The 11633-nt window shown below is 69.9% G+C and carries 13 protein-coding genes and 1 pseudogene; 7 read left to right on the top strand and 7 right to left on the bottom strand.

Features of this window, described 5'->3' with window-relative positions:
• Window positions 1-735: ABC transporter permease (locus tag VGP60_RS15555; protein WP_327548708.1), on the bottom strand; the 735-nt coding region annotated here is incomplete at its 3' end.
• Window positions 725-1624 (bottom strand): ABC transporter ATP-binding protein, encoded by a 900-nt coding sequence (locus VGP60_RS15550; protein ID WP_327548707.1) that lies wholly within the window; start codon window positions 1622-1624, stop codon window positions 725-727. The genes VGP60_RS15555 and VGP60_RS15550, both read right to left, overlap by 11 nt.
• A 97-nt stretch (window positions 1625-1721) precedes the next feature.
• Between VGP60_RS15550 and VGP60_RS15545 the strand changes: the two are divergent.
• Both VGP60_RS15545 and VGP60_RS15540 read left to right on the top strand, forming a co-directional pair.
• Window positions 1722-2224: pseudogene (locus VGP60_RS15545) on the top strand (aspartate/glutamate racemase family protein).
• Between the two features lie 119 nt (window positions 2225-2343).
• A complete protein-coding gene (locus tag VGP60_RS15540) occupies window positions 2344-2667 on the top strand; it encodes a DUF3817 domain-containing protein (RefSeq protein ID WP_327548706.1) in 324 nt (107 codons plus the stop codon).
• Window positions 2668-2669: 2 nt separating this feature from the next.
• Here VGP60_RS15540 and VGP60_RS15535 read toward each other — a convergent pair whose 3' ends face one another.
• Genes VGP60_RS15535 through VGP60_RS15525 form a run of 3 tightly spaced genes read right to left on the bottom strand, consistent with a single transcriptional unit; the run spans window position 2670 to window position 5925 of the window.
• Window positions 2670-3452, bottom strand: coding sequence for an ABC transporter permease (locus VGP60_RS15535; protein WP_327548705.1), 783 nt, complete (start codon window positions 3450-3452; stop codon window positions 2670-2672).
• Window positions 3449-4996 carry an ABC transporter permease subunit gene (locus VGP60_RS15530; protein ID WP_327548704.1) on the bottom strand — a complete coding sequence of 516 codons (1548 nt, stop codon included), beginning with the start codon at window positions 4994-4996 and terminating at the stop codon, window positions 3449-3451. The genes VGP60_RS15535 and VGP60_RS15530 overlap by 4 nt, the downstream gene beginning before the upstream one ends.
• Window positions 4993-5925 (bottom strand): ABC transporter ATP-binding protein, encoded by a 933-nt coding sequence (locus VGP60_RS15525; protein WP_327548703.1) that lies wholly within the window; start codon window positions 5923-5925, stop codon window positions 4993-4995. The genes VGP60_RS15530 and VGP60_RS15525 overlap by 4 nt, the downstream gene beginning before the upstream one ends.
• 166 nt (window positions 5926-6091) lie before the next feature.
• Here VGP60_RS15525 and VGP60_RS15520 point away from each other — a divergent pair, with 166 nt between their 5' ends.
• A complete protein-coding gene (locus VGP60_RS15520) occupies window positions 6092-7198 on the top strand; it encodes a sensor histidine kinase (protein WP_327548702.1) in 1107 nt (368 codons plus the stop codon).
• Window positions 7195-7866 carry a response regulator transcription factor gene (locus VGP60_RS15515; RefSeq protein ID WP_327548701.1) on the top strand — a complete coding sequence of 224 codons (672 nt, stop codon included), beginning with the start codon at window positions 7195-7197 and terminating at the stop codon, window positions 7864-7866. Before VGP60_RS15520 ends, VGP60_RS15515 begins: the two co-directional genes overlap by 4 nt.
• Window positions 7867-7907: 41 nt before the next feature.
• Here VGP60_RS15515 and VGP60_RS15510 read toward each other — a convergent pair whose 3' ends face one another.
• Complete coding sequence (locus VGP60_RS15510; protein ID WP_327548700.1) at window positions 7908-9152, bottom strand: VanZ family protein; 1245 nt, start codon at window positions 9150-9152, stop codon at window positions 7908-7910.
• A 72-nt stretch (window positions 9153-9224) separates the two neighbouring features.
• Between VGP60_RS15510 and VGP60_RS15505 the strand changes: the two genes are divergently transcribed.
• Window positions 9225-9857 carry a hypothetical protein gene (locus VGP60_RS15505; RefSeq protein ID WP_327548699.1) on the top strand — a complete coding sequence of 211 codons (633 nt, stop codon included), beginning with the start codon at window positions 9225-9227 and terminating at the stop codon, window positions 9855-9857.
• On the opposite strand, the gene VGP60_RS15500 is transcribed toward VGP60_RS15505, so the two are convergent.
• Entirely contained in the window at window positions 9818-10309 is a 492-nt protein-coding gene (locus VGP60_RS15500; RefSeq protein ID WP_327548698.1) for a pyridoxamine 5'-phosphate oxidase, read from the bottom strand. The genes VGP60_RS15505 and VGP60_RS15500 overlap by 40 nt on opposite strands.
• Between VGP60_RS15500 and VGP60_RS15495 the strand changes: the two genes are divergently transcribed.
• Together VGP60_RS15495 and VGP60_RS15490 are read left to right on the top strand one after the other, a co-directional pair.
• Entirely contained in the window at window positions 10308-10790 is a 483-nt protein-coding gene (locus tag VGP60_RS15495; protein ID WP_327548697.1) for a MarR family winged helix-turn-helix transcriptional regulator, read from the top strand. The genes VGP60_RS15500 and VGP60_RS15495 overlap by 2 nt on opposite strands.
• A 226-nt stretch (window positions 10791-11016) precedes the next feature.
• The coding region (locus VGP60_RS15490; RefSeq protein ID WP_327548696.1) for a hypothetical protein at window positions 11017-11633 on the top strand (617 nt) is incomplete at its 3' end.

The raw sequence follows: 11633 nt of genomic DNA, 5'->3' as shown, positions 1-11633 counted from the left end.
TCCCACCAGCTGTGACACGCCTGGCGTGGTGGTCGAGGCGCCGAGCCCGGCGACCAGCGCCCCGGCGTTCGGCCCGGGCAACCCCTTCTGTGCTTCGGCGATCCAGGTCAGCAGCGGTGCCGCGATGGACGTCAGCAGGTTCTGCACGGCGAGTAGCCACACCAGCCCGAGCCCGATCGGCAGCGCCACCGAACGGAACACCACGGCGAGCGCGACGCCCAGCGTTCCCCACATCATCGTGATCAGCCAGCCCGCGCCGAGTCCTTTGAGGACATCGGTGACCGCGGGCCAATGCAGTGGTTGGTCTTGCAAGACGGCGACCAAAGCGCTCGCTCCGGCCGACGCGGCAAACAGCGCGACCACCAGGACCAGCACGCCCACCGTCAGGGTGACGAGTTTCGCGCCGTACACGGCGAACCGCGAAGTCCCTTGCGTCAGCACGGTTTTCCAGGTTTCCCAGCCGTATTCGCTCCCCGCGACGAGCACGCCGAAGATGAGCGCGAGCGCGCCGACGAACACCGGGAGCCCGCCGAGCGCGCTGCCGACGAAGGCGTCCGGCAACATCGACGCGAGGCCGCGGCCGGAGCCCGGCGGGCCCGACGTGGCGCCGGACAGGCCCGCATAAGGAATCAGGTAGCCGAAGGTCAGGCTCAGCACGACGGCGACGGCCAGCAGCAGCCAGCTGGACGGCCGCCGGAGCTGCTTGCTCAGTTCGGCGCGGAGGTCACCCAGCATGATCATCGTCTCCGATCAGTTCGAGGAAGTTCTGTTCCAGATCCGGCTCACGCCAGCGGAGTTCGTGGACCGACACCCCGGCGGTCACGAGTGCGGTGTTGATCCGGCCCGCTTCGCCCGGCGCGACCCGGACGTCGAACGCGGGACCGTCGGCGTGCACCGCGGCCGCGCCGACGAGCGAGACCAGGTGCGTCTTCGCGCGGTCGGACGGCTCGGCGCGGACGCGGAGGGTCCCACCGGCGCGGAGTTCGGCGATGGTGGTCTCGGCGACCAGATGGCCGTTCGTGATCACGCCGAAGCGGTCGCAGATCTGCTCCACTTCGGCGAGCAGATGGCTCGACAGCAGCACGGTGACGCCTTCGGCCGCGAGCTTGCGCAGCAGCGTCCGCATATCCGCCATGCCGACCGGGTCGAGTCCGTTGGTCGGCTCGTCCAGGATGAGCAGCCGCGGGTCCTTCAGTAGTGCCGCCGCGAGCCCGAGTCGTTGCTTCATGCCGAGGGAATAGGTGCGGTACTTGTCTTTCGCGCGCTCGGCCAGGTCGACGGTCTCCAGCACGGCGTCGACCCGGGTGCGGCGCACGCCCGCGTGCCCGGCGAGCACGCGCAGGTTCTCGAGCCCGGACAGGTACGGGTAGAACGCCGGGCCTTCGATGAGGGCGCCGACCTGGGACAGGTAACCGGCGCTGGGTGTCTTGCCGAACACGCGCAGGCTGCCCGAAGTCGGGCGGGTCAGCCCGAGCAGCATCCGTAGCGTGGTCGTCTTGCCGGCGCCGTTCGGGCCGAGGAACCCGTAGACCTCGCCGGAGGGCACGGTCAGGTTCAGGTTCTCGACCGCGACGGACCGCCCGTAGCGTTTCGTCAGCTCGCTGGTTTCGACCGGATTACTCATGACGGAAACCTTCCGCCATCGCGGGCTTCGGCGCGTCCGCCCGTGAGCGGCTTCGCGACTACGCCTCTCGACGTAGGTGTTCCGGCATGATGGCGCCATGAAGGTCATCGGATTGCTGGGCGGGATGAGCTGGGAGTCCTCGGCCGAGTACTACCGGCTGGTCAACGAGCGCGTCCGGGAGCGGCTCGGCGGCTTCCACTCGGCGCACACCGTGCTGTACTCCGTGGACTTCGCCGCCATCGAGGCCATGCAGGCCGACGGCCGGTGGGACGACGCCGGGCGTGAGCTGAACGCCTTGCCGCGCACGGACTCGAGGTGCTCGTGCCCGGCGAAGACAGCCGCGAGACCGTGCACCGGATCATCTACGACGAGCTCGTGCTGGGTGTCGTGACCGAGGAGTCGCGCAAGGCGTATCGCGAGGTGATCCAGGGGCTGGCCGACGCCGGAGCCGAGGGCGTCATCTACGGCTGCACCGAGATCGAGCTGCTGGTCGGCCCCGAGGACAGCCCCGTGCCGACCTTCCCGACGACCCGCCTGCACGCCGAAGCCGCCGTCGACTACGCTCTCGGCGCTCGCAAGGCATCTCGTGCCGGGTTTTGAAGCACGGGTCGTGAGTGGCGACAAGTGTTCTAACACTCGTAAACACTCACGACCCGGTGAACCTCCCTGCGGGCGGTGTCGCCACAATGGGACATACCGCCCAACGAAGGGAGAGCTCAGTGCTCACCAGCCCCGCCGGACGTTTCCGCCTGTTCGCACTGGCCGAAGCGGTGTCCTGGGCCGGACTCCTGCTCGGCATGCTGTTCAAGTACGTGGTCGTGGGCAACGAGATCGGGGTCAAGGTCTTCGGCCCGATCCATGGCGTCATCTTCGTCGGCTACCTGCTCGTCACGGTGCTGGCGCGAGGACCGCTGCGCTGGGACTTCCGCACCACGGTCCTCGCGCTCGTGGTGAGCATCCCGCCGTTCGGCACCGTGGTGTTCGAGCGCTGGGCGGCGCGCACCGGCCGCCTGGACACCGCGCCGGAGACCGTGCGCCCCTGAGCTCAGGCGTCGCGCAGCCTGAGCACCAAGCCTCCGGCGAGCATCCCGCCCGCGGCCCACACGGTCAGGACGCCGAGGCCCGCCCACGGGCTGAGCGGCAGACTGCCGAGGTCGACCGTGGCCTGGACGGACAGGCCGGCGTTCATCGGCGCGATCTGCCGCAGCCGCCGGTACCAGTCCGGGTCCCCGACCACGGTGATGACGATCGGGAACAGGTACAGCAGCCCGAGTACCACCCCGATGGCCGCCGCCGCGTCCCGTACCGCGGCGGCGACCCCGAGACTGAGCAGGCCGATCAGCACTAGGTAGAGCACCGAACCGGCGGCCGCGCGCAGCACCGGACCGTCGGCCAGCGACAGTGCCCGGTAGCCGTGTGCGACGGTGAAACCGTTGCCGGGCAGGATAAACCGGCCCGCCAGCACGGACGTCAGCACCGCCACGGTCCCGGCCACGACGACCAGCCCGCTGACGACGAGCGCCTTCGCGGCGAGCACGGTGGCCCGGCGCGGCATCGCCGCGAACGTCACGTGGACCATGCCCGTGCCGTACTCGCCGCTGACGGTCAGCACCGCCAGGATCACGACGACAGCCTGGCCGACGGTGATCCCGGTGAGGCTGACCTTGGCCGCGTCCAGGCCGCAGCCCGTGCCGCGGCACTCGGTCGCGGCGGCCGCCGCCACGCTGAGTCCCGTGGTCAGCACGACGACCGCGACCAGCAGCCAGCCCGTGCCTACCAGCGTCCGCAGCTTGGTCCACTCCGCGTGCAGAACGTCTCGCAGGATCACGCGTCCCTCCGCCGCAGCAGGAAGGTGGCCACGCCGAGCGCGAGCACCGCGTACCCGCACAGCACGGCGAAACCGGCCCACGGCGTCAACGGGAAGTAGCCATCCGCGGGCGTGTAGTCGGCGAGGACCTGCGAGTACTCCGGCATGCTCTGCATGATCGCGAAGCCCGCGGCCGGGGTGAACCGCAGCAGCCACTGCGACGCGGCCGTGGGCAGCACCGACGCCACCGCGAGGACGTACGGCAGGACGACCGCCACGATCACGAGGGTGACCGCTCCATGACTGCGTCGCACCATCGTTCCCACGGCCATGGCGAGGATCGCGCTCACGGCGAGCAAAGCCGCGGCTCCGGCGACGACACGCAGCTCGGTCAGCGCCGACACGGGGAACACGTTGAGTCCCTTGGCGCGCTCCAGCGCTCCGACGAGCGGGATCGAGACAGCGGCGGCGATCAAGCCCGTCACGAAGGTGACCGCGCCGAGCACGACGGCTTTCGCGGCGAGCACCCGGCCGCGCCGCGGGCTGGCGGCGAGCGTGGTGCGGATCAGCCCTCGCCGGTATTCGGCGGTGATGAACAGTGCCGCCACGACGATCACCGCGATCAGTCCGGCGAACACGCCCACCAGGCCGTTTTCGATCGTCTTGCTGGTGCTTCCCCGTCCGGCGACGGCGGGCACGATGTCGCCCGACCCGCTCACGGTGAACCTGCCGCCGGGCTGCTGGAACCCCGCGGCCTGACCGAGGCCGCCGGGTTGCCCGCCGACCTCGTCACCGGTCCACGCGCTGCGCGGCCACGAACCCTGCAGCCCGACGTTGTCGAACGTCGCGGTGGCACTGGTCGAGCCGCCCTCGCTGCCGGCTCCGCCGAACGACTGCGTGGTCACCACGTGCTCGGGGGAGGCGGTGAACAGCCCACCCTCCACAGTGGACGGTAGTCCGGGCAAAGTGACTGTGCCGACCACGTTCCACTTCGTGCCGTCGGTGGATTCGGAGCCGGTGAAGGTGTCGCCGGAGCGCGTCAGCCGTAGCCAGCGCGGTGAGCCGGGGGAGACCGCGCCCGGTGGGCCGGCCGTGTCCCCGGTGAAGTTGTGCTGCAGCCGCACGCCGTGCTCACCGGTGACCATCATCGCCGCGTACGCCGAGCCCTGTTTGGTGCTCTCCTTGAGGATGATCCCGGCTTTGGCCCACGGCTCGACACCCGGTGCGTCGTCGCCGGTCAACGACGTCACCTCGGCGGTGATGCTGCCGTCGCCGGACAACGGCTGGTGCACGAAGGAAAACCGGTCGGACACGGCTTCTCCGCCCGGGCCGACCGGCGGGGTGTGGTCCCCGCAGGGCTGACCGTTCGGGCCGCTGCACTCGAAACTGCTGCCCGCCGGCCCGAGCAGCCCGACCGCCACGGTGACCACCGCCGCGGCGACCAGGCCGAACACCCAGCCGCGGACCGTCCGGAACTTCGTCCACTCCGCGTGCAGCAGCTGCGCGAACCCGTCGCGCCCCGGGCGCAGTTCGGAGCGGTACGGCTGAGGCGTTGCAGCGCTCATCGGAGGCTCTCCTCGGCGGTGGCGGCGCGGAACTCGACCGCGTCCCTGGTCAGTTCCATGTAGGCCTCCTCCAGCGACGCGCGGTGCGCGGACACCTCGGAGAACGGCACGCCGTTCTCGCCGAGCACCGCCACGACACGTTCCGCCGCGAGCCCCGTGACGGTGAGCGTCTCGGGCCCGGTCGCGGCGACCGTGGCGCCTGCCCGGGCGAGCACCGTCATCGCCTGCGTGCGGCCGGAGGTGCGCAGCGTGACGCGGTCGCCGGACGCCTCCGCGATGAGGTCGGCGACCGCGGTGTCGGCGATGACCTTGCCGCGGCCGACCACGATCACCTGGTCCGCGGTGTCTTCGAGCTCGCTCATCAGGTGGCTGGAGACCAGCACGGCCCGCCCTTGTGTGGCCAGTGACCGCAGGAACCCGCGCATCCACACGATGCCCTCGGGATCCATCCCGTTGAACGGCTCGTCCAGCATGAGCATCGGCGGGTCGCCGAGCAGCGCCGCGGCGATCCCGAGCCGCTGCCGCATGCCGAGCGAGTAGCCGCCCGCCTTCCGCCGGATCACCGAACCGAGCCCGGCTTGTTCGACGACCTCGTCGACCCGGCGCGCGCCGAGACCCTGCGAATGCGCGAGCCACAGCAGGTGGTTGCGGGCGGTGCGGCTCGGCTGCAGCGCGGCGGCGTCGAGCAGCGACCCGACCTGGCGCAGCGGGTGCCGCAGGCTCCGGTACGGCTTGCCGCCGATCAGCGCCTGGCCCTCGTCGGCCGCGTCGAGGCCCAGGATGACCCGCATAGTGGTGGACTTGCCGGCGCCGTTGGGGCCGACGAAGCCGGTGACCTTGCCGGGCCGCAGCGTGAACGTCATCCCGTCCAGCGCCAGGGTCGGCCCGAACCGCTTGCGCAGTCCGGAAACTTCGATGGTTGCTTCCATGGTGAGAACCCTAGGAAACGCCCGGCTTCCGGTCGTCACGCCGAAGAGCCGTCCTGGAAGTCGCTGGCCTGGGGAGGGGCGACGCCGTATGTCACTCCTGTGGGGGATGCGCGTGTCGCTGGCCGTGGGGACGCCGGTGCGCCGTCCTGCGACGACAATGGTCATCGTGACAACTGGGTGGCGGAACGCGATGGCCGGAGCGCTGGTGTTCGCCGCGCTGGCGGAGTCGGTCGTGCGGAGCGTCGTCGTCGGTGCGAGCCTGCAGTCCGGCCTGGCGCTGGGCCTGCTCGCGCTGGCCACGACGGTGCCGCTGGTATTGCTGCACCCGGTCCCGGCCGCCGTGGCCGTGACTGTCGCGAGTGTGCTGTCGCTCGCGCTGTTCGACGGGCTGTCGGTGGCGGGCTTGGTGGGGCAGCTGTTCGTGTTGTACCGGCTTGGCCGGACCGGCGCGCAGGTCTTGCCGACGGCGCTGGCCGTGCCGTTCCTGGTGCTCGCCTTGATCCGGCCGTCGGTGTTGGTGGTGCTGCTGGCTTCGCTGGGCCCGGCGGTGGCCTGGGCCGGGATCGCGCGGCGGGCGCAGGGGGAGGCCCAGGTGCATCACGCCGCGCGGCAGGCCGTCGCGGGCAGGCTGGTCGAGCACACCGCGCGCGGGGAACGGGCGCGGATCGCCCGCGAGCTGCACGACGTCGTCGCGCACCACATCTCGATGATCTCCGTGCAGGCGGAGACGGCCCGGCTGACCACTCCCGGCATGCCTGTTGCCGGGGCACACCGGCTTTCGGAGATCGGGGACACCGCGCGGGCCGGGCTCATCGAGATGCGGCGGCTGCTTGGCGTGCTGCGCGAGGACGCCCGGACCGAAGTCGCCGAGCGACAGCCTCAGCCGGGTTTAGGGCAGCTCAACGAACTTATCGACGAGGCAAGGGAAACCTCCGGTGCCGGCACGCGGCTCATCGTCTCGGGCGCGCCGGTCACGCTCGATCCCGGGATCGAGCTCGCGGCGTACCGCATCATCCAGGAAGCGCTGACCAACGCCCGGCGGCACGCGCCCGGGGTCGCCGTCGACGTCGAACTGCGGTACACCCGTGAAGCCCTGCGGCTGAGGATCCGGGACAACGGGCCCGGGCCGTCTCCGTCGACGGGCGGTCACGGGCTGACCGGGATGCGCGAACGCGCCGCCGCTGTCGGGGGCACATTGCGCGCCGGCCCGGCCGCCGTCGGCGGGTTCATGGTCGAAGCCACTTTGCCGGGCACAACCGGGGAAACCACATGAGCGCCGTCCGGATCGTCGTCGCCGACGACCACCACGTCGTCCGCACCGGATTCGCCGCGCTGCTGGACACGCAGCCGGATTTCACCGTGGTCGGCACCGCGTGCGACGGCGCCGAGGCCGTGCGGATCTGCCGTGAACTGCGCCCCGACGTCGTGCTGATGGACATCCGGATGCCCGGCATGGACGGGATCGAAGCCACCCGGCAACTCGCCGCGTCCGGCGCGCCGCGGATCCTCATCCTCACGACGTTCGATCTCGACGAGTACGTCTACGACGCGTTGCGGGCGGGCGCCAGCGGCTTCCTGCTCAAGGACGTCACCGCCGAGCGGCTCTTCGACGCCGTGCGGATCATCGCCGACGGGGAGGCGTTGCTCGCGCCGACGGTCACGCGGCGGCTCATCAGCGAGTTCTCCCGTCTGCGCCCCCAACGGGAAACTCCGCCCGCCGCGGCGCTTGCCGCGCTCACACCACGGGAGACGCAGGTGCTGCGGCTCGTCGCCGAGGGATTGTCCAATCCGGAGGTGGCGGCGCGGCTCGTCGTCACGGAGGAGACGGTGAAGACCCACGTGAGCCGGGTGTTGAGCAAACTGGGCCTGCGGGACCGGACCCAAGCCGTCGTCACCGCCTACGAATCGGGACTCGTCGTCCCCGGCCAAACCGGCGCGTGAGGAGACCCTTCGCCATCTGTCGAAAGATGGCGCACGCTGAATCACTCGCCTTTCGGGTGCGTCGGAACCAGCTCGGTCTTGTCCTTTGTGGACACTTTGAGGCCGGGCGGGAGGATGGCGACGTTGATCGTGCGCGAGAACCGTTCGTAGGGCGCCCGGCGTTCGTCGTCGAACAGCACCGCGAGCGGCGTCCAGACCAGCATGACGAAACCCGAGAGCAGCAGGCCGACCGGGAGCAGCAGCTGCTCGGGATGGTTCCCGATGTCCCAGCGGTCCAGGTCGAGCAGCAGCCACGTCAACCACAGCGGTGAAAGCAGGACACCGTTGCGGATCAGCAGGGCGATCGGCCCCGCTCGGCGGCCGCTGGTCTTCTCGACGCGCAGCAGCATGGCCCGCTTGCCGAGGGTGGACCCGGTCATGGTCGGCACCAGCACGAACCAAACGAACGCCAGGATCAGGATCGCCACGCCCTGGTGGTCGGTGTCCTGGCCGAACAACGTGAGCAGCCCGAACAGGAACGCGAGCAGGATGGCGAACCCGAAGATGTCGGTGATGAAGGCCAGCAATCGCCGCGTGAGCGTCACCTTGGCGGCGAACCGCTTCCGGTCGCCGTCGGGGGCCAGCGCGGGGAGCACCTTGATCAGCGGCCCGGCGATCAGCCAGCCGACGAGGACACCGGCGGTGTTGAGGATCAGGTCGTCCACGCTGAAGAGCCGGTACGGGCACGGGTAGACGAACCACAATCCGGTCAGCTGGGTGAGCTCGAAGAGCAACGAGAGGCCGAACCCGGCGAGCACGGTCGTCACCAGGCGCATTTTGTTGGCGTAGCGCAGGAACAGGCCCAGCGGGGACAGCATCACGATGTTGAGCACGGTGCCCCAGATCGCCGGGTTGTGCAGTATCGCGCCGGGGCTCCACCGGCCGCGGGCCCGCTGCTCGATCACTTCGATGAAGTAGAACGGCCGCAGCTGTGGGGTGCTGGCGTAGGTGTGCCCGGTGCAGTAGCCGGCGTTGCTCGGCAACGGGATCACGGTCTGCATGGCGATGGCCAGCAGATAGAACACGAAGGTGTAGAGGACCACCGTCGCCCAGCCGCCCGCGCGCCCACGGCGGCGGTAGCTGAGGAAAGCCGCGGGAAGCATGATCAGGAAAGCCACTAGGGGGAAGAGGTACAGAGCGGTGGTGACGGGAAGGAGATAGGTGGCGGCCACGGCGCACTTATACCCGGAACCGAGGCCGATCCAAACGTCGGCAGGGTCGACCCACGCGCTCTGCGCACTGGCCATCGCGCGAGGGCTCCTGGTCGGTGACAATGGGGAAATCGGCGTGGTGGGCGCGCCGAGGCCGAAGGAGGCCCGATGGCGGGTTCACCCTGGACTTGCGAGCGGTGCGGCAACGGCAACGACGCCCGTGCCCGCGCGTGCCGAGTGTGCGGTGAGCCCGCGCCGCCGACGTCGAAGCGGTCGCGGTCGCTGTGGGTGCTGCTGGCCCTGGTGCTCGTCGCCGCGGCCACGATGGGGGCGACCATCCTGATCGCCGCGAACCGGCCGGAGCCGGTCAAACCCGTGGCCCAGATCCCGGTCTACACCAACCCCGTGATTCCGCCGAGCACGAGAACCACCACGTCGACGACCATGGCCACGACGTCACCGTCGACCCCCACCACCTCTACGAGTGCGGCGAGCAAGCCCTGTCCAACAGCCACAGCCCAGTACCTGCCGGGTGGTGAGGGCACCGCGCTTCTCGTGGCGCAGACGGAGAAGTCGTTCATCACGATCTGCCAGACGGGGGACGGGCAGATGTTCTACGACGGCCAGGCCCGGAACACCGCACCCTCGGCCGACACCCACATCACGCTGCCCGCGCAGCCGTCGGGCGATGGTTTCGTCGCGGCGAACGGCGAATACCGCTACACGATCAGCGGGGGACGGCTTGTCGTGTCGGTGGGGGATCAGGTGCTGACCGAAGACGCGCTGACGCCGGTGAGCTGACCGCGCTGCCAGGAATCGGCGGCGGTGCTGAGCCGCCACGGCGTCATCTTGAGCACGATGATCTTTTCGTCGCGGTGGTCGTCGGCGCCCAGGATGTGCGGGTCGTAGCCGAGGGGCTCCGGCGCGGCGGCGAAAAGGTCCCACACTTTGCGGCGGGTGGGTTCGTCGTCGGCGAATTCGGCGTCGCACTCGGCGACGGCGACTTCGTGCGCGGGGTCCCAGTACGAGCACGAGACGTACGGCGTGCGGCCGAGGTGCGCGATCTTGAGCGGGGTGGGGCGGGTGAAAACCCAGCCGGTGACGCCGTTTTCGTCGCGCTCCCAGTAGGGATGCACCACGCGGGAGCGCGGGCGGCCCCGGCTGTCGACAGTGACGAGCGTGCACCACACGATGCGGTGGGCGATCCGGACGAAGTCGTCGAGGAGGGCGGCCCTGCTAGTATCCACAACCATGGTTGTGGATAATACGGTACCGCGGCTCGATCTGTCACTGGTCGCTCTGTTCGCGGGCTGGGCGATGACCGACGAGGTCCAGCGCCGCCTGGCCGCCGACGGCTTCGACGGGCTGCGGTTCAACGACGGCGTCGTGATTCAGCACGTCCTGGCCGGGCCGCTGTCGATCACCGCGCTCGCCGAGCGGATGGGCGTGACCCAGCAAGCCGCGTCCAAAGCCGTCGCCGATCTTGAACGCCGTGGTGTCCTCGTGCGGAAGCCGTCGCCCGACGATGCGCGGATAAAACTGTTGCACCTCACGGAGCACGGCGATGCCGCGGTGCGCGCGACCCGTGTCCACCGCGCCGCGCTCGACGCGGAACTGGCCGAGGAATTCGGCGCCGGCCGCGTCGCCGAGGCTCACGCGCTGCTCACCGCCGTCCTCGGCCGCCTCAACGCCGACGACCCCATCCGCCACCGCCGAGTCCGCCCACCCACCTGATCAGCGACGCCCGGCGTTCGCGAAGGCCTACTTTGTTGGGACGCTTGTCTTTTCAGACGTGCCCGCGTCACCGGGGTTGCTTCCCGGTGATTGATTTCACCGGCGGTGCACCCCGCCGGGCAGCGCACGTCTCTCTACCCGAAAGCAAGTTCGTGGCAATCACCACGGCACTTGAATGGGGGCGTGGACCGGGATCCCGGTCCACGCGAAACTGGGGAGTCACATCATGGGGATCAAAAACCACGCCAAGAAGATCGCGGCCACCACGGGGGTCGTCGTCGCGGCGCTGGCCTTCTCGACCGCGGGTGTCGCGTCGGCGGCACCGCAAAGCGTTACCGCACAAGCGGATCTGGACGGGAACGGCACACTGGACAACATCTCGCTCAGCCTGACGAGCCCGACGATGTCCCTGCTCGAAGCGAACATCAGCGGGCAGGTCGTGCAGGCGAACCTGGCCACGGACGAATACACCGGTGTCCAGCCGCTGCGCGTGACCGACATGAACGCCGACGGCAAAGCCGAGCTTGTGGTCACCGGAAGCGTCGGTGCCAACACCACCTCCATGGGCGTCTTCGACTTCGACGGGCACCACCTGCGCATCGTGTCCACTCCGGACGGTCGGGGCATCGGCCTGTACGAAGGCGGTGGCATCTCCACCCGGTCCGGCTACACCTGCGAACCGTCGAGGCGCGGCGAGGTGCTCGTGTCCTTCACCGCGCTGCAGGACGACAACTGGGGTGGCCCGGTGACCTACAGCGGTACCCGTACCTCTTACCTCGTCCGCAACGGGGTGGCCACGCCGTCCGCCCAGTACTCCTTCACCGGAGTCAGCCGGGACAGCGC

It is taken from the genome of Amycolatopsis sp. (genome assembly GCF_036008905.1).
Classification (GTDB): Bacteria; Actinomycetota; Actinomycetes; order Mycobacteriales; family Pseudonocardiaceae; genus Amycolatopsis.
The sequence above is the reverse complement of the archived record's forward strand: the minus strand, read 5'-3'. Positions and strand labels throughout refer to the sequence as shown.

Bases quoted from the DNA above. Each gene is read 5' to 3' on its own strand.
- VGP60_RS15550 (WP_327548707.1), bottom strand. From the start codon at position 1,624: ATGAGTAATCCGGTCGAAACCAGCGAGCTGACGAAACGCTACGGGCGG.
- VGP60_RS15500 (WP_327548698.1), bottom strand. From the start codon at position 10,309: ATGGTTGTGGATACTAGCAGGGCCGCCCTCCTCGACGACTTCGTCCGG.
- VGP60_RS15495 (WP_327548697.1), top strand. From the start codon at position 10,308: ATGGTTGTGGATAATACGGTACCGCGGCTCGATCTGTCACTGGTCGCT.
- VGP60_RS15515 (WP_327548701.1), top strand. From the start codon at position 7,195: ATGAGCGCCGTCCGGATCGTCGTCGCCGACGACCACCACGTCGTCCGC.
- VGP60_RS15510 (WP_327548700.1), bottom strand. From the start codon at position 9,152: ATGGCCAGTGCGCAGAGCGCGTGGGTCGACCCTGCCGACGTTTGGATC.
- VGP60_RS15525 (WP_327548703.1), bottom strand. From the start codon at position 5,925: ATGGAAGCAACCATCGAAGTTTCCGGACTGCGCAAGCGGTTCGGGCCG.
- VGP60_RS15530 (WP_327548704.1), bottom strand. From the start codon at position 4,996: ATGAGCGCTGCAACGCCTCAGCCGTACCGCTCCGAACTGCGCCCGGGG.
- VGP60_RS15505 (WP_327548699.1), top strand. From the start codon at position 9,225: ATGGCGGGTTCACCCTGGACTTGCGAGCGGTGCGGCAACGGCAACGAC.